The sequence below is a fragment of the Blautia sp. OM06-15AC genome, assembly GCF_003481425.1.
Taxonomy (GTDB): Bacteria; Bacillota; Clostridia; order Lachnospirales; family Lachnospiraceae; genus Fusicatenibacter; species Fusicatenibacter saccharivorans.
The window spans coordinates 131301-148254 of sequence record NZ_QULD01000009.1 but is presented as its reverse complement, the minus strand read 5'-3'; the positions used below and the strand labels follow the sequence as shown (position 1 = coordinate 148254).

The 16954-nt window shown below is 48.7% G+C and carries 13 protein-coding genes and 3 tRNA genes; 13 read left to right on the top strand and 3 right to left on the bottom strand.

Features of this window, described 5'->3' with window-relative positions; genetic code table 11:
• Window positions 1-242 precede the first annotated feature (242 nt).
• The 11 genes from DXB83_RS12410 to pepT all read left to right on the top strand — a co-directional run bounded on the left by DXB83_RS12410 (window position 243) and on the right by pepT (window position 13584).
• On the top strand, window positions 243-941 hold the full coding sequence (locus DXB83_RS12410) for an ABC transporter ATP-binding protein (RefSeq protein ID WP_118697703.1): 699 nt from the start codon (window positions 243-245) through the stop codon (window positions 939-941).
• Between the two features lie 14 nt (window positions 942-955).
• The gene (locus DXB83_RS12405; RefSeq protein ID WP_118697702.1) at window positions 956-3286 is read left to right on the top strand and encodes an ABC transporter permease; all 2331 of its coding nucleotides are present in this window, start codon (window positions 956-958) and stop codon (window positions 3284-3286) included.
• Window positions 3287-3497: 211 nt separating this feature from the next.
• Entirely contained in the window at window positions 3498-4826 is a 1329-nt protein-coding gene (locus DXB83_RS12395; RefSeq protein WP_117510228.1) for an MATE family efflux transporter, read from the top strand.
• Between the two features lie 149 nt (window positions 4827-4975).
• Window positions 4976-5674 (top strand): response regulator transcription factor, encoded by a 699-nt coding sequence (locus tag DXB83_RS12390; protein ID WP_022462401.1) that lies wholly within the window; start codon window positions 4976-4978, stop codon window positions 5672-5674.
• Window positions 5664-6797 (top strand): sensor histidine kinase, encoded by a 1134-nt coding sequence (locus DXB83_RS12385; RefSeq protein WP_055228565.1) that lies wholly within the window; start codon window positions 5664-5666, stop codon window positions 6795-6797. Before DXB83_RS12390 ends, DXB83_RS12385 begins: the two co-directional genes overlap by 11 nt.
• On the top strand, window positions 6794-9340 hold the full coding sequence (locus DXB83_RS12380; protein ID WP_118697701.1) for a hypothetical protein: 2547 nt from the start codon (window positions 6794-6796) through the stop codon (window positions 9338-9340). The genes DXB83_RS12385 and DXB83_RS12380 overlap by 4 nt, the downstream gene beginning before the upstream one ends.
• Window positions 9327-10292, top strand: a complete 966-nt coding sequence (locus DXB83_RS12375; RefSeq protein ID WP_118697706.1) for an ABC transporter ATP-binding protein — start codon at window positions 9327-9329, stop codon at window positions 10290-10292. Before DXB83_RS12380 ends, DXB83_RS12375 begins: the two co-directional genes overlap by 14 nt.
• A gap of 14 nt (window positions 10293-10306) precedes the next feature.
• A complete protein-coding gene (locus tag DXB83_RS12370) occupies window positions 10307-11182 on the top strand; it encodes an ABC transporter permease (RefSeq protein ID WP_055217680.1) in 876 nt (291 codons plus the stop codon).
• A 17-nt stretch (window positions 11183-11199) separates the two neighbouring features.
• Window positions 11200-11958 carry an arginase family protein gene (locus DXB83_RS12365; RefSeq protein WP_118697700.1) on the top strand — a complete coding sequence of 253 codons (759 nt, stop codon included), beginning with the start codon at window positions 11200-11202 and terminating at the stop codon, window positions 11956-11958.
• A gap of 79 nt (window positions 11959-12037) precedes the next feature.
• Window positions 12038-12349, top strand: a complete 312-nt coding sequence (locus DXB83_RS12360; RefSeq protein ID WP_022463104.1) for a metal-sensing transcriptional repressor — start codon at window positions 12038-12040, stop codon at window positions 12347-12349.
• Window positions 12350-12366: 17 nt separating this feature from the next.
• Window positions 12367-13584, top strand: a complete 1218-nt coding sequence (gene pepT / locus DXB83_RS12355) for a peptidase T (protein WP_118697699.1) — start codon at window positions 12367-12369, stop codon at window positions 13582-13584.
• Between the two features lie 118 nt (window positions 13585-13702).
• Here pepT and DXB83_RS12350 read toward each other — a convergent pair.
• From DXB83_RS12350 to DXB83_RS12340, 3 genes are all read right to left on the bottom strand, one after another.
• Window positions 13703-13774 (bottom strand) — tRNA-Glu (locus tag DXB83_RS12350).
• A 52-nt stretch (window positions 13775-13826) separates the two neighbouring features.
• Window positions 13827-13898: transfer RNA gene (locus DXB83_RS12345), tRNA-Glu, on the bottom strand.
• A 52-nt stretch (window positions 13899-13950) separates the two neighbouring features.
• A tRNA-Glu gene (locus tag DXB83_RS12340) sits at window positions 13951-14022 on the bottom strand.
• A gap of 208 nt (window positions 14023-14230) precedes the next feature.
• Between DXB83_RS12340 and DXB83_RS12335 the strand changes: the two genes are divergently transcribed.
• The gene (locus tag DXB83_RS12335; protein ID WP_118697698.1) at window positions 14231-14893 is read left to right on the top strand and encodes an HAD family hydrolase; all 663 of its coding nucleotides are present in this window, start codon (window positions 14231-14233) and stop codon (window positions 14891-14893) included.
• 121 nt (window positions 14894-15014) lie between these two features.
• Window positions 15015-16940 carry a DNA gyrase/topoisomerase IV subunit B gene (locus tag DXB83_RS12330; protein WP_117805360.1) on the top strand — a complete coding sequence of 642 codons (1926 nt, stop codon included), beginning with the start codon at window positions 15015-15017 and terminating at the stop codon, window positions 16938-16940.
• The last annotated feature ends 14 nt before the right edge of the window (window positions 16941-16954 follow it).

Below are 16954 nucleotides of genomic sequence, written 5' to 3'. Positions count from 1 at the left end.
TCACAAAAAATGGAATGATAGATGTGTAGTGTATGCGGTTTTGAAGGTATATCGGAAAAACCATCGGAGAGATCCGATGGTTTTTTACTGTTAAAAAATAAAAGAAAGAGCGCTGCTAATGAGAAAAATACTCATTAACAGCGCTTTTCATTTCACAGAAAAAGCAGTATTATGGGGTTAGAAGAGTCTAACACAAAACAGACTCTTACACACTCAGGAAAAAAGATGCAGGGAGGAAAGTTATGTTTCTTGAGATTAATAACCTGAAGAAGAGTTTTGGAACCGGTGAAAGCCGTGTGGAGGTCTTAAAGGAAATTCAGTTTTCTGTGGAAAAAGGTGAAATCTGTGTTCTCCTCGGTCCATCCGGTTCCGGTAAATCGACACTGTTGAATATTATCGGCGGAATCGACGAGGCGGACAGCGGTTCGATCGTGATTGAAGGCGAAAAAATTGAGGATATGAATGAAAAAACGCTGACACGGTATAGACGAAAACATTTAGGATACGTTTTCCAGATGTACAATCTGATTCCAAACCTGACGGTGAAAGAAAATATGGAAGTGGGCGCATACTTAAGCGATCATCCGCTCGACATCAACGATCTGTTAAAGACACTGGGGCTCTATGACCACCGCAACAAGCTGCCGAACCAGCTCTCTGGCGGTCAGCAGCAGCGTACTTCAATCGGAAGAGCTATCATCAAAAATCCAAGCATTCTGCTCTGTGATGAGCCGACAGGTGCACTCGATTACCATACTTCAAAAGAAATTTTGAAGCTGATCGAGGACGTCAATCAGAAGTACGGCAACACCGTCATCATGGTAACACACAATGATGCGATCAAAAACATGGCGGACCGCGTGATTCGTCTGCGCGACGGCCAGATCCGTAAAAACTACGTCAATGAGACCAAAATCGCCGCCGGCGATCTGGACTGGTAAAGCGGGGTGGAAGTATGAAAAATCCATTACGAAAACGCCTGCTGCGGGAACTGAAGAACGATATTGGAAAATATCTCGTTATTTTTCTGTTTATGACGGCGACGATTGGCTTTGTGTCCGGTTTTCTCGTTGCGGATGAGAGCATGCTGTATGCTTACGATGAAAGCTTTGAAAAATACAACGTGGAAAACGGAAATTTTACAACAGAACAGAAGCTCACCGACAACCAGAGAACACGGCTGGAAAAAGAGAAGGTAACGATTTACGAGAATTTCTATAAAGACGAAGATGCCGACACGGATCTGGATTCGGAACCAGAGAGCACGATTCGTCTTTTTAAAAACAGAACAGAGGTCAATCTGGTCTGCCTGATGAAAGGCGAAATGCCGCAGCAGAAGGATGAAATTGCAATTGACCGTATGTATGCGGACAATAATGACCTGCAGGTCGGTGATGTGATCTCGGTTGATAAAAAAGAACTGACGGTTACCGGTCTTGTGGCACTTTCGGATTACAGTGCGCTGTTCAGCAATTCGAGTGACATGATGTTCGATGCGGTTAAATTCGGCGTGGGAATCATGACCGAAGAAGGGTATGATGCCATTACCGATGACCATATCAAATACTGCTATTCCTGGAAATACGATACGGAACCGAAAGATGAAAACGAGGAAAAAGAATGGTCCGATGATTTCGTCGAGGTTCTGGCGGCTCATTCCTCGCTGACGGGTTATCTGCCGCGCTACGGCAATCAGGCAATCAAATTTACCGGCGACGATATGGGCGGTGACAAGGCGATGGTGGAGATACTGCTGTACATCCTGATTGCCATCATGGCGTTCATTTTTGCAGTTACGACAAACAATACGATTGTAAAAGAAGCGTCAGTGATCGGAACGCTGCGCGCATCCGGCTATACGAGACGGGAACTTCTGCTGCATTATCTGTCCCTGCCGGTACTGATTACGATTTTGTCGGCGGTGATTGGAAATATTCTGGGATACACCGTGTTTAAAGATATCTGCGCCGGTATGTATTATGGAAGTTACAGTCTGCCGACGTATCAGACGCGGTGGAATGCCAATGCATTTCTGCTCACGACCGTAATTCCGGCAATTCTGATGTTTGTGATCAACGCGGTGCTGATTTCCGGCCGTCTGCGTCTGTCACCGCTGCGTTTTCTGCGCCACGATTTTGCAAAGAAAGGAAAAAGCCATGCGGTGCGTCTTCCGAACTTCCGGTTCTTCTCGCGGTTTCGTCTGCGGATCCTGCTGCAGAACAAATCGAGTTACTTTACCCTGTTTCTCGGTATCATATTTGCCAATATTCTGTTGCTGTTCGGTATGATGATGAAACCGCTGCTGTCACATTACCAGACGGAGGCGGTGGAAAATATGCTGGCAGATTACCAGTATATTTTAAATGTCCCGGATCCGATCGATGAGGATGATGAGTACACGCTGATGGGAATTGTGCAGAAACTTCTGACGCCATCGCTGAAGACAAATACGGAAGGCGTGGAAACGTTTGCTCTTACATCGCTGAAAAATATTCCGAAAAACCGGGAGGGCGAGAGCATTTCGGTATATGGAATTCAGAAAGACAGCAAATATGTTTCCGCTGAACTGTTTGAGGACGGCGTGACGATTTCCGACGGTTATGCCGAAAAATATGGAATGAAAGTCGGCGATACACTGGAACTGAAAGAGCCGTATGAGGACAAAACGTACAGCTTTGAAGTAAAAAGCATTTATGCCTACCCGGGAGCCCTTGCGGTATTTCTGCCGATGGATGTCTTCTGCGAGGAATTCGATCATCCAGAGGACTACTTTAACGGCTATTTCTCCAACGAGCCGATCACGGACCTGGAGGAATCGTATATCGCGACGAAAATTACGGAAGATGATATGACAAAGATTTCACGGCAGCTCAATGTGTCGATGGGAGAAATGTTCCAGCTGATCAATGTTTTCTCGATTGTACTGTTCATGCTGCTGATTTATCTGCTGACGAAGCTGATCATCGAGAAGAATACGACTTCGATTTCGATGGTAAAGATTCTCGGCTACGAGAACAGGGAAATTTTGAGTCTGTATTTGACGGCGACAACTTGGGTTGTGATCGTCTCAATCGGTGCCAGCCTGATCATTGCCTCCGCGCTGATCCGCCAGATTTATGTCATTATGCTTTCCGAGTACAGCGGCTGGCTGACATACTATATTGATCCGGCAATTTACGGAAAAATGTATCTGATGGGCCTTGCGGCGTATGCTGTTATCGCTGTGCTGCAGTTCCGCCACATCCAAAAGATTCCGATGGACGAGGCACTGAAAAATGTAGAATAAAAAAAGTTACAGGAGAAATCTTGACAAGCCCGGGCAAAGTGTGGTATATTGCTCTCAAACTTGGTGTGGATTTTTCAACTTGTAATAAAGTTCTTTTCGCCACGCAATTATCGAAAGCAGATAATTGCGTGGCTTTTTTTGTGGGCAATGAAGCAAAGTCCGTGCCTGCACGTAAGCCCACCAACAGAAAAGATCACAAATGGAGGTAATAATGAACGAAAACTTTATGAAAGAAAAGCCAGTATTTCCACTGCTGGTTTCGATGGCGCTTCCAATGGTAATCTCGATGCTGGTCAATTCCTTATATAACATTGTGGACAGCTTCTTTGTCGCACAGATCAGCGAAGATGCCATGACGGCGCTCTCCCTGGTTTATCCGGTACAGAATTTTGTAAATGCCGTTGCCATCGGTTTTGGAATCGGACTGAATGCGGTGATTTCGTATTATCTGGGAGCGGGTGACAAAAAGGCAGCCGGCTGTGCTGCAACACAGGGCCTTGCCCTTACCATGCTGCATGCGGTTATTTTAACGATCGGAAGCCTTCTGGTCATCGAGCGTTTCCTGCGGATGTTTTCTTCTTCCGAAACTGTCATCGATCTTGGTGTCCGGTATTCACGGATTATCTTTCTGTTTACCATAGCAATCATGGCAAACCTTTACTTTGAAAAGGTTTTTCAGGCAGTCGGCCGGATGAAAGTGACGATGACCGGTATGATGGTCGGCTGTATTGTCAACATCATTCTGGATCCGCTCATTATTTTCGGAATCGGACCGTTCCCACGTCTTGGAATTGAGGGTGCGGCACTTGCAACCGGCATCGGTCAGGTGACACCGGTCGTGATTTACTGGATCATTTACAAGATCCGCCCGATTTCGGTCAAAATCCGTCCGGAATATTTAAAAGAAGGAAAAAATCTGGTCGGAAGACTGTACGCGATCGGCGTCCCGGCGATCCTGAACCTGGCGCTGCCGTCTCTTCTGATTTCCGCACTGAATGGAATCCTGGCCGTGTATTCCCAGAGCTACGTTGTCGTGCTCGGCATTTACTACAAGCTGCAGACGTTCATCTATCTGACAGCAAACGGCATTGTACAGGGCATGCGCCCGATTATCGGCTTCAACTACGGCGCAGGCGAGCATAAGCGTGTGCGGAAGATTTATGAGATCACCCTGATTATGTGTGCGGTGATCATGCTTATTGGAACCGGCATCTGCCTTGCCATTCCGGAACAGCTGATCGGACTGTTCAGCAGCAATCCGGAGACCATCCGTCTTGGCGGACAGGCGCTGACACGCATCAGCGTGGGCTTTTTGATTTCGGCAGTTTCCATCACATCCTCCGGTGCGCTGGAGGGACTCGGAAAAGGCGGATCTTCCCTGATCATTTCCCTCTGCCGAAATGTCATTGTCATTCTCCCGGCAGCTTACCTGCTGTCCCATCTGGGAGGCGGCGTTTTCGTATGGCATGCCTTCTGGATCACAGAGGTCATTTCCGCAGCGGTTTCTCTTGTGGTATACCGCCGCGCAGTACGAAGATAAAAAATATAAGAAGAAAAGAAAAGCGGCCTCTTGTGGAAGGAGGCTTTTCTTTTTATAATAGATAATACAGACGTAAGAATTAAGTAAAGATTTTTTTGAATATTCATGGTACCATTACGGTAGTTAAAAACAGAGAGGATGGAAACGACGTGGAAGAAACAAATATTTTAGTTGTGGATGATGAAAAAGAAATCGCGGATCTGCTGGAAATTTATCTGATCAGCGATGGATTTCAGGTATTAAAAGCGTACAGTGCAAAAGAGGGACTCCGCATTCTGGAGGAGAAAAAAATCGACCTGGTGCTGCTCGATGTGATGATGCCGGATATGGACGGTATTGCGATGTGCCGCCGCATCCGGGAGACGAACAACATTCCGATCATCATGGTAAGTGCCAAAACGCAGGATATCGACAAGATCGTCGGTCTGTCAACGGGAGCAGACGATTACGTGGCAAAACCGTTCAATCCGCTGGAGCTGATGGCGCGTGTAAAATCCCAGCTCCGCCGCTACCGCGAACTGAATCCGTCGAAGCCGCACGAGCGCCAGGAAGTGATTTCCTTAAAGCATCTGGAAATCAACAAGGTAACCCATCAGGTTGTCTGCTACGGAGAAAGCATCAAGCTGACACCGATTGAATTTGATATTCTGTATCTGCTGGCCTCCAACCCGGGCCGCGTGTTCGGTACAGACGAAATTTTCGAGCGCGTCTGGCATGAAAAATTCTATGAGGCGAACAACACGGTTATGGTACATATCCGCCGTCTGCGCGGAAAAATGAAAGACGACACAAGAGAAGATAAGATTATTACAACAGTCTGGGGAGTGGGATACAAAATTGAAGCCTGATTTTATAAAAAACTTCAGCCAGAGGATGGTCTTTGATCTGATTGTAAGTGCACTTGTCACGGTGCTTGTAGTGACGCTTACCGACGGGATTCTGACCTTTTTCGGCAATGGACTGATGAACATCGGTTACCGGAGCGCCTGGATCGGACCGGGAGGCCTCCGCCCATCGGTGCGGACGATGATTCTGACGGCGGCTGCGCTGCTTTCGTTCTGCCTGACCTTTTATTTCCTGATGCGCGAAACCATCCGATACATTGGGAAGATTCTGGAAAAGGTAAAGGAGATATCAGCAGGGGATTTTGATCATCCGATCGAGGTAAAGGGAAATGACGAGTTTTCTGTGATGGCGGAGAACTTAAATACGATGCAGCAGAATATCAAGGAAATTATGGAACGGGAACGGATCGCGGAGCATACGAAAAACGATCTCGTCTCATCCGTGGCACATGACCTCCGTACGCCGCTGACTTCGATTATCGGCTATCTCGGCTGGGTGCGCACGCGGACGGATCTGGATGAGGAGACGAGAAATCATTATATCGATATTGCCTATCAGAAAGCACTCCGTCTGGAGCAGCTCACGAACGAGCTGTTTGGATTCGTCAAGCTGGAGCACAAAGAGATGCAGCTGCATCTCGGAAAACTTGATCTGGTGCAGCTGATGGAGCAGATGCTCGACGAGATGACGCCGTCTTTTGTGAAAAATGAGCTTCAGGTGGAATTTCTGCATGCGGAACATGCGATTTTTCTCGAGGCGGACGGTGAGCTGCTGGCACGGCTCTTTGGAAATCTGCTGAACAATGCTGTCAAATACGGAAAAGAAGGAAAACAGATCCGCGTCTCAATGGAAAAAGAGGGCGAATATGTGGTCACGCGTGTCATTAACTACGGACGGATCATTCCAAAACAGGAACTGGATCATATTTTCCAGAAATTTTACCGGACAGAGCAGTCGAGGAGCCGCGATACCGGCGGGACGGGACTTGGACTTGCGATTGTACAACAGATTGCGGAACTGCATCACGGACAGGTGCGGGTAAAAAGTGATCTGCAGGGAACCGTCTTTGAGGTGGAACTGCCGGTCGGAATGCCAAAGGGGAAGAAAGAGGACGAAAAGCGATGAACAGGAAAAGAAGAAGCAAAATCTGCTGTCTGTCCGGTATTTTGCTGCTGATTCTGCTTCTGGCGGGAGTTCAGAGGGTGTCTGCGATGACAACGCGGACAGAACTTTATCAGAACACGCCGTCGGATGGCGGAAGAAGCGGCGGGAAAGAAAAGCAGCTTCTTGCCAACAGCTACGCAGGGGAATACCAGATTGATTTTTCTTATGGATTCGAAGGAAACTATCAGGATGGGAATCACGTACCGATTCGTGTGACAATCACAAATGAGAGCGCTGTTGAATTTGAAGGATACTTTGTTTTTCAGATAAAAAACGCCGCGGAATCGATTTACCGCAGAAACAGTGGAGAAGGCATTCTCTCAAAACTGTTTCCGGGGGTCAAGCGGTCGGGCGATGGAAGAAACAGCCTTTTTACGTACCGTTTTCCAATCTATATTCCGGCGAACGGAACCGTTACAAAGACTTTTTCTGCAGGGCTTCTGGTGGAAAATATGTCTTTTTGTGTCCTGCGCCTGGAGAACAGCCAGAGGGACACGGTGTACAGTCGGGAAGAAACGATTTCGAGTGAAGGCTTCTTCCAGTCCAAGGTGGAAGTCTGCGTTGTGGAAGAAGAAACTAATTACGGGCAGCAGCTGAATGGAGTTACGCTGAACGACGGGATTTATGAGGTGGAAGCTGCATCTGTCCGGGCAGAGAAGCTTGTCGGGCTTGCGGAGTCGTATTCGCCGGATGTGCTGATCCTTCTGGAGCAGTCCAAAGAAGAACTGGATGAGACAATCCAGAAAGAAATTGATCTCTGGCAGGCAGAGGGAGGTCTTCTGATTACCTTTTCGGGAAACGAGACATTTGCGGAAAGCCAGCGCAGTGCGTTTAAAGAAGCGCCGGTAGATTTTCTGAAAAATATTCTGGACGAAGAGACCACCAGCCGCCTTCTGGCAAAACGAAATACGAATTATCAGAAATACTATACGATTTCCGATCTTCTGGAAAACACTAAGATCCGGAACCGTCCGAATACGGTGCTGTACGGCGGCCTGATTCTGGTCTATCTGGTCCTGGCAGGGCCGGGATTGTATTTCTTTTTGAAAAAAACAGGAAAACGTCAGTATCTCTGGGGGGCGATCTGTGCCTGCTCGGCCGTCTTTGTTATGCTGATCAGTCTGTTTGGCCAGAGCACGAGGCTCAAGGCCCCGGTGCTGACGTATGTAAGAGAAATCTGGCAGTACGATACATACCAGAAAGATTACATTAATTTCTGTGCACAGGCGCCGTACAATGCTTCCTATGAGCTGTATCTGGATCCGTCCTACGATCTGGTGACGTACAACCGTATGGACTATATGTCCAACAGTACGGCACAGCCGGAAACGGAGGATGCGGAATATGAAAAGACGGAGATCAGTTTCGGAGAACAGAAAAACAAGGCAGAAATTTCCAATCAGGCTGCATTTGCCCTGAATGAGTTCGGCATGCAGCGGATGGAAACGCTGGACGAAGGCGAAGGACTGAAAGGCACGTTTCATTTCTGGGATCAGAAGATCAGCGGAACCGTGGAAAATAAGACAGGCTATGATCTGGAGAGCTGTGTGATCGCCGTTCCAGGTTACTGTGCCCTCATTGGAGACATCAAAAACGGGGAGACGATCACGCTGGATGGAATAGAAGCGGACAGCGTGCGGGATTTCGGAAATTGGAGTGCGGCAGAAGATCTGCCGGAGATAGAGAAAAATTATCTGGACGGCGTCATCTATAATCACATGCCGAACCGGAGTGACAACTGCCTTTTCTTTGGAAAGCTGGCAGGCAATGACGATACGTTCCAGCTTGACAGCGGATACGAAGCGTATGGAATCTCGTATTACTATCAGGAAGTGTTTGTGGACATGAAAGAGGCCGGCGTTGTGTACTGTCCGTATGCGCAGGAGTACAGCGGATGGGACGGCGGAAACACGGTAAGCTTTGAAATGGGACCGAATTCCGGCGGAATCTCGGAAGAGGAAACAGAAGTAACGTATTATCTGAACGGTGTCTTTGAAAACAACAACATCTGGTGTCTGTATGGAATGTATGCTAAAGGCGTGATGCAGCCGGATTCCGAGGGAATCTATGATCCTGCATTCTGGCCGTATGCGATGACGGCGTTAGAAGATAAGATCCAGGCGGCAGAAACCGGCGGGGGAGGAAAACGGGGAACCATTCTTTCGCTTGCTTTCGAGAAAGCCCGCACGGAGGATGGGACCAAGATCCGGAATTTCAATGGAATCATTGATCTGTACAATTTTCAGACGGGAACGTATGATAAAATTTCCGACTGGGAGATCGATTTTGCGAGTGATCCGGCACTGGAGGCGCAGTATGTGAATGCGGACAACCAGATCCGTGTGCGGTACCGTCTTTCCGAAGAGGAAAAGGGAGAAGAGTATCATGAAAATTATGGATACTATGAGGCACCGAATCTGATCGTAAAGGCGAAAGAGATCCCACCGGAGCAATATCTGGAGAACCTGTTAACGGAGGAGCCAAATGCCGATACTGAAAATTGAGAAACTGACCAAAAAATACGGAAAAACATATGCCCTGAACGGTCTTGATATGGAAGTAAAAAAAGGCGATATTTACGGCTTTGTCGGACCGAACGGTGCGGGAAAAACAACGACGCTGCGCATTATTTCAGGGCTTTTAAAGAGCGACGGCGGCGATCTGTGGCTGGACGGCGTGCGGACGACAAAAAATATTCTGAAGCAGAAAAGCCTGATCGGCTTTGTGCCTGATTTCTTTGGCGTTTATGAAAACTTAAACGTGATAGAGTATCTGGAATTTTTTGCCGCATCGTATGGAATTTACGGGCGGGTAGGAACCGTCCGTGCGCGGGAAGTGCTGGAGATGGTCGAACTATCGGGAAAAGAGGAGCAGATGGTGGATTCGCTCTCAAGGGGCATACAGCAGCGGCTCTGTCTGGCGCGCGCGATGATCCATAAACCGAAGCTTCTGGTGCTGGACGAACCGAATTCCGGTCTGGATCCGCGTTCGAGAAAGGATTTTCAGCTTCTCCTGCAGCGATTGGCGCGGGAGGATTATACGATTCTGATCAGCTCCCATATTCTTTCGGAATTAGCAGATCTGTGCACCAGCATCGGTGTCATCAACGGAGGTGTCATGGTACAGCAGGGAAAGCTGGAAAACATTATGCTTGCGATCGACAGCTCCAATCCGCTGCGCATCACTGTGCTGAACCAGGTGCCAAAGGCGCTGGAACTATTGCGGCAGGATCCGCAGGTCAGCCGCCTTTCTGTGGATGAAAACAAGATTGCGGCCTGGTTTTCGGGAAGCCGGGAGGAGGAGGCGTATCTGCTGCAGAAACTGGTGGATGCCGGAATCCTTGTGGTTTCGTTTGCACGGGAACACAACAGCCTGGAGTCCCTGTTCTTCCATCTGACCGGGGAAACGGAACAGAAGAGCCGAAACACAGAAACGTTCGGAAACACGATCGGATAAGGAGGGAACGAAACGTGCGGTTAAATCCTGTATTTGAAAAAGAAATGAAGCGGAACTCGCGGTCATCGCGGATTTCCTGGATTATTTTTGTCTGCAATCTGCTGCTTGCCGTGGTTGCGTTTGTCTGCTATTTCGGGGAGAGCAGCCAGCTTGGCTATCTGGCACCGGTCAGTTACAGCGTTCCGATGAACTGCTATATTCTGATGACGTATCTTCTGTTTATTCTCGTCGTCCTTTCAGTTCCGGCGGTTGCGGGAGGAAGCATTTCGCTGGAGCGTGAGAAAAAAACGCTGGATGTGCTGCTGACGACGAACCTGAACCCGTGGAGAATCATTACGGGAAAGCTGGAGGCATCGCTTGGCGTTGTTCTGATACTGACGGTTTCGGCACTGCCGGTGCTGTCCCTTGTTGTGGTGTTCGGCGGTATCGGCCTTGGCGGACTGCTTCTGATGGCGGGAGGACTTCTTCTGACCGGAATTTTTGTCGGCAGTATCGGCATTTTCTGTTCGGTTGTTTTTAAGCGGACCACACTGGCGACCGTTCTTTCCTATGTCATTGTCGTTTTTCTGGTCGTAGGAATATGCGCCTGCACGGGGCTTGCCTACTACGCAGGACTGCTGCAGCAGGAGATGACGGCAGCTTATCAGCAGATCGATGTAGGAGGTGTAATTTACCTTCTTCTTTTCAATCCGTTTACCTCGTTTGCGGGGATCATCAGCCGCCAGCTTGGGAATGGAAGAGAGATGGAACAGCTCTGCTATCTGCTTGGAAATTACGGACAGAATCCGCTGATCCATTATCTGCCGGAGGCGAGTGCCGTTCTGCAGCTTCTGATATCAGCCGTTCTTCTTGTGACGGCGGGAAGAAAGCTGAATCCATTAAATAAATAACAGGAGTAAAAGAGAAGATGAAACCATTTTGTTTTAGCCTTTCCGGAATTTATGAGTCCGAAGGATATGCCTGGGAGCAGGCGGGAAAGATCTGGGATCTAAGAGAGCTCCGGGGAACTGACGGTTATCTCGATCCAGGGACGGAGCAGTTTCTGGAAGCGGAACTTGGCCGAAAAAAAGAAACGAAAGAGCTGCCGCGGATCCGCCTTCTGGATTCCGGCAATTATCACTATATGAGCAAATTGCTGCTGGGACTGGAAAAAGAAGATTTGTTTTTAGCCGTATTCGACCACCATACCGATATGCAGCCGCCGGCGCTTCTTCCGGTGCTCTCCTGCGGTTCCTGGATCCGGGATGCTGCCGGGGCGTATCAAAACATCAAAGGAATCTGTGTGATCGGCCCGCCGGAGGCGTCGGTGCGGGAAACAGAAGCGATGGAGCATGTCTGGTTTGTGACACAGGAGGAGCTCGACGACGGAAGCGGAGCGGCGAAGATCAAAGAGGTTTTTGCATCCCATGCGGGAACATTTCCGGTATATCTGTCGGTCGATAAGGACATTCTGTCAAAGGAGGAGCTTGATACGAACTGGGATCAGGGAAATGTGCGTGTGGATGAGCTGCTGTCCCTTGCAAAGGACTGTCTTGCGGGGAGAAAGGTGCTCGCGGTCGATCTCTGCGGAGAGCCGTCGGCGAACGCGCCGGAGGCGGAGTGCAGCGCGGCAAGTCTGGTAAACCAGAAGCTGTACGGCGCGCTTGCGGCAAAAATCGAAGATTGACAAAGCCGGGGTAAAAGAGTATCATAAATTCATACCCAGACGGGGTATATAGAGTGACGGGACACAAGGAGGAAACCTCATGGGTGAATGTTGTACACACTGCAGTGAATGCGACCGGAAAAAAGTGCGGGACGAAAAAGAATACAAAGATCTGATCCACCGTCTTTCGAGAATTGAAGGCCAGGTGCGCGGAATACGGGAAATGGTGGAGAGCGACCGCTACTGCGTCGATATCCTGACCCAGGTATCCGCGATCCAGTCTGCATTAAACAGCTTCAACAAGGTACTGCTTTCCAGCCACATCAAATCCTGCGTTGTGGAGGATATCCGGCAGGGAAAAGAAGGCGCCGTGGATGAGCTCTGCAAAACCATCCAGAAGCTGATGAAATAAAAAGGAGAAAATACGTCATGAAAGCATATGAAAGATTGCTGAATTATGTTAAAGTGCCGACACCAAGCGATGAAAGAAGCGGAACACATCCGTCTTCCGCGTGCCAGAGAGTCCTGGCGGAGCAACTGGTAAAAGAAATGAAGAAGCTTGGCGTGTCGGATGTCCGCATAGATGAAAAATGCTATGTATATGGAAAGATTCCTGCAACGAAGGGATATGAGAGCAAAACAAAGCTGGGTTTTATCGCCCATATGGATACCGTATCGGATTTTGCGGACCATGCTGTAAACCCGGTGGTTCATGAAAATTATGACGGAAAGGATCTGAAACTGTCTGAAAGCGGCAGAACGCTGGAGACTGCGGTATTTCCGCATCTTGCATCCCTGGCCGGTAAAACGCTGATTACAAGCGATGGAACGACGGTACTCGGTGCAGATGATAAGGCAGGAGTAGCAGAGATTATGACGCTGGCAGAAGCGCTTCTTGCCGGAGAATTTCCACATGGGCAGATTTCCATCGCCTTTACACCGGATGAAGAGATTGGAGAAGGTGCTGACTTCTTCGATGTTCCGGGATTCGATGCAGAATTTGCTTATACCGTAGACGGTGGGGCAGAGGGAGAGATCGAGTTCGAAAACTTTAATGCAGCCGGTGCAAAATTTACCGTGACCGGATTTAATGTTCACCCGGGCAGTGCGAAAGATACGATGATTAATGCGATTGCTGTAGCGAGCGAGATTCAGTCTCTCCTGCCGGAAGCAGAGTCTCCGAGAAACACAGACGGATACGAAGGCTTCTATCACCTGACCGGAATGAGCGGTGATGTAGCACATGCCGAGTCGGAATATATCATCCGTGATCACGATGCAGAGAAGTTTGCAGCAAAAGAAGAGAATCTGCGCCGGATTGAAAAAGAGATGAATGAAAAATACGGGGCAGGAACCGTAAAGCTGGAGATCAAAGAGCAGTACCGCAATATGTCCGAGAAGATTCGTCCCTGCTACCATCTGATTGAAAATGCAGAAGAGGCAGCCAGAAGAGCCGGCATGGAGCCGATCATTCTTCCGATCCGCGGCGGTACAGACGGTGCGCGCTTAAGCTTCATGGGTCTGCCGTGCCCGAACCTTGGAACCGGTGGATATGCGTATCATGGACCGTATGAGCACATTACCGTCGAGGGAATGGAACTGGCGGTGGCAATACTGAAAGAGCTGGTTAAGATTTACGCAGAGTGAAGCTGAAAAGAATAGAGAATGATAAAATAAAAAGTCCGACAGGAAAGCTGCCGGGCTTTTTCAAATAGACAGAATGCAAAGCAACAAAAAACGGAGCCGCACAGGCTCCGCTTCAAAACAGTTCGTAGGGGAATCGAACCCCTGTTTTCGCCGTGAGAGGGCGACGTCTTAGCCTCTTGACCAACGAACCGTATGATATAGAACAGAATTTTTAAATAGAAGGGATTCTGCAAAACCTTCAGCAGTTCGTAGGGGAATCGAACCCCTGTTTTCGCCGTGAGAGGGCGACGTCTTAGCCTCTTGACCAACGAACCATGTCGCTTAAAACAGGATTTTTAAGAGAGAAGGCATCCTGCGAACCTTCAGCAGTTCGTAGGGGAATCGAACCCCTGTTTTCGCCGTGAGAGGGCGACGTCTTAGCCTCTTGACCAACGAACCGTACTCGCTTATAATACACGATGTCTGGAGAAAATGCAAGTGTTTTTTTTGAAAAAAATTTAAAAAATTTCAAAAAGTAGCGAAATTCGCATTTTACTTGCATTTTTTGCCAGTTATGGTATGATGAAACAAACAAATGTTCTAAGAAAAAACAGAAATACGTTCTAAAAAGAAAGAAAAAAGATTAGAATAGAGAAGGAGAAGGCAAATGAAACAGTACAAAGGAGCCATTTTTGATCTGGACGGAACACTGCTCGACTCGATGTGGGTCTGGGATGACATCGATGTTGCATTTTTAAAGAAGAGAGGACTTGAGGTTCCGCCGGATTATCAGGAGGCGATTACACCGCTCGGCTTTCTGGAGGCTGCCCGCTACACGATCAGACGGTTCGGCTTTCCGGAAACGCCGGAAGAGCTGATTCAGGAGTGGCATCAGATGGCGGTCGACGCCTATACGTATGAAGTGGAGTTAAAAGACGGGGCAGCAGAATATCTCCGCTATTTAAAAGAAAAAGGAATCCGCATGGCGGTTGCTACCTCATCGAGCCCGGAGCTGTATGAGCCGGCCTTAAAGAGAAATGGGATTTATGAGTATTTTAAAGCATTTGTCACCGTCTCGGAAGTAAAGCGCGGCAAGGGCTTTCCGGATATCTACGAGAAAGCGGCTGAAAAGCTGTCTCTTCCGCCGGAAACGTGTGTGGTATATGAAGATATCCTAACGGGAATCCGCGGCGCCAAAATGGGCGGATTTGCGGCTGTGGGCGTGTATGACAGAAGCGGGGAAGGAAACCGCGCAAAGATGGAGCAGGAAGCAGACCGCTACGTGACTTCTTTTAAGGAGCTGATGAACGGAGGAGATTCTTTCTTCTAAAGAAAATCTTGCTATTCCGGGAAGAAAAATGATATAATAAAATACTGTGCCCCAAAAGGGGACAGACAGAAGTATTTTTAAGAGAAAAAGACAGTAACACATAAGTGAGGATAGAACAGTTATGCCAAAAAAAGAAACGTATGATGCCAGCAGTATTTCCGTGCTGGAAGGTCTCGAAGCAGTGCGTAAGCGCCCTGGTATGTATATCGGAAGTACCTCGCGGAAAGGCCTGAATCATCTGATTTATGAAATTGTAGACAATGCGGTGGACGAGCATCTTGCGGGCTACTGCGACACCATTCACGTAACACTTGAAGCAGACGGCTCGGCGACCGTGACCGACAACGGCCGCGGAATCCCGGTCGGCATGCATGAAAAAGGCGTTCCGGCGGAGCGTCTCGTTTTTACAACCCTGCACGCCGGCGGTAAATTCGACAACAATGCGTACAAGACAAGCGGCGGTCTGCACGGTGTCGGTTCTTCGGTTGTCAATGCGCTTTCCACCTATCTTGACGTACAGGTCAGCCTCGGCGGCTGGGTTTATCACGACCGCTACGAACGAGGTGTTGCCGTACAGGAACTCGATGAGGATGGGCTGCTGCCGAAGATCGGAAAAACGAAGAACAGCGGAACCCGCATCAACTTCCTGCCGGATCCGGAAATCTTTGAGAAAACACGTTTTTCCGCAACAGAGGTCAAAAGCCGTCTTCATGAGACTGCATATCTGAACCCGGCGCTTACCATTTATTTTTCCGATCTGCGCGATGGAAAAGAGGAGCACCTGACGTATCACGAGCCGGACGGCATTGTTGGTTTTGTGCGCGATCTGAATAAGAATAAAGAGGCAATCCACGATCCGATTTATTTCAAAGGGGAATCTGAGGGCATTACCGTAGAATGTGCGTTCCAGTATATCAACGAATTCCAGGAAAACGTGCTCGGCTTCTGTAATAATATCTACAACGCTGAGGGCGGTACCCATATTTCCGGTTTCAAATCGACCTTTACGACGATTATGAACAGCTATGCCAGAGAGATCGGTGTCTTAAAAGAAAAAGACAATAACTTTACGGGATCGGATATCCGAAACGGTATGACCGCTGTTATTTCGATCAAGCACCCGGATCCGCGGTTCGAGGGCCAGACAAAAACGAAGCTGGACAACCCGGATGCGGCAAAGGCCGCCGGAAAAGTAACGGGCGAGGAGATTCCGCTGTATTTCGACCGCAATCTCGAAGTGCTGAAAAATGTTCTTGCCTGCGCTGAGCGATCTGCCAAAATCCGCAGAAGCGAAGAAAAAGCCAAGACGAATATGCTGACCAAGCAGAAATATTCGTTTGATACGAACGGCAAACTGGCAAACTGCGAGAAAAAGGACCCGTCGCTGTGCGAGATCTTTATCGTCGAGGGAGATTCTGCGGGCGGTTCCGCAAAGACGGCGCGTGACCGTAATTTCCAGGCAATTCTGCCGATCCGCGGTAAGATTCTGAACGTAGAGAAGGCTTCTATTGATAAAGTTCTGGCAAATGCCGAGATCAAATCCATGATCAATGCATTCGGCTGCGGCTTTTCCGAGGGTTACGGCAACGACTTCGATATCACAAAGCTCCGTTACGATAAAATTATCATCATGGCAGATGCCGATGTCGACGGTGCGCATATTTCAACGCTGCTGCTGACACTGTTCTACCGTTTCATGCCGGAGCTGATCTACGAGGGACATGTCTATATCGCGATGCCGCCTCTTTACAAGGCAATGCCGTCCCGCGGAAAAGAAGAGTATCTGTACGACGACAAAGCACTGGAAAAATACAGAAAGACACACAAAGAAAAATTTACGCTGCAGCGCTACAAAGGTCTTGGCGAGATGGACCCGGAGCAGCTCTGGGAGACGACACTGAATCCGGAGACGAGACTTTTGAAGCGTGTGGAGATCGAGGATGCCCGTATGGCCTCCGATGTGACGGAAGTACTGATGGGAACCGAGGTTCCGCCGCGGAAAGCATTTATTTATGAGCATGCAACCGATGCAGAGCTGGATATTTAACAGGAAGGACAAAG

Excerpts from the sequence above, each read along its gene's own strand:
- DXB83_RS12410 (WP_118697703.1), top strand. The coding sequence starts at position 243 with ATGTTTCTTGAGATTAATAACCTGAAGAAGAGTTTTGGAACCGGTGAA.
- DXB83_RS12405 (WP_118697702.1), top strand. The coding sequence starts at position 956 with ATGAAAAATCCATTACGAAAACGCCTGCTGCGGGAACTGAAGAACGAT.
- DXB83_RS12395 (WP_117510228.1), top strand. The coding sequence starts at position 3,498 with ATGAACGAAAACTTTATGAAAGAAAAGCCAGTATTTCCACTGCTGGTT.
- DXB83_RS12380 (WP_118697701.1), top strand. The coding sequence starts at position 6,794 with ATGAACAGGAAAAGAAGAAGCAAAATCTGCTGTCTGTCCGGTATTTTG.
- DXB83_RS12365 (WP_118697700.1), top strand. The coding sequence starts at position 11,200 with ATGAAACCATTTTGTTTTAGCCTTTCCGGAATTTATGAGTCCGAAGGA.
- DXB83_RS12360 (WP_022463104.1), top strand. The coding sequence starts at position 12,038 with ATGGGTGAATGTTGTACACACTGCAGTGAATGCGACCGGAAAAAAGTG.
- pepT (WP_118697699.1), top strand. The coding sequence starts at position 12,367 with ATGAAAGCATATGAAAGATTGCTGAATTATGTTAAAGTGCCGACACCA.
- DXB83_RS12335 (WP_118697698.1), top strand. The coding sequence starts at position 14,231 with ATGAAACAGTACAAAGGAGCCATTTTTGATCTGGACGGAACACTGCTC.
- DXB83_RS12330 (WP_117805360.1), top strand. The coding sequence starts at position 15,015 with ATGCCAAAAAAAGAAACGTATGATGCCAGCAGTATTTCCGTGCTGGAA.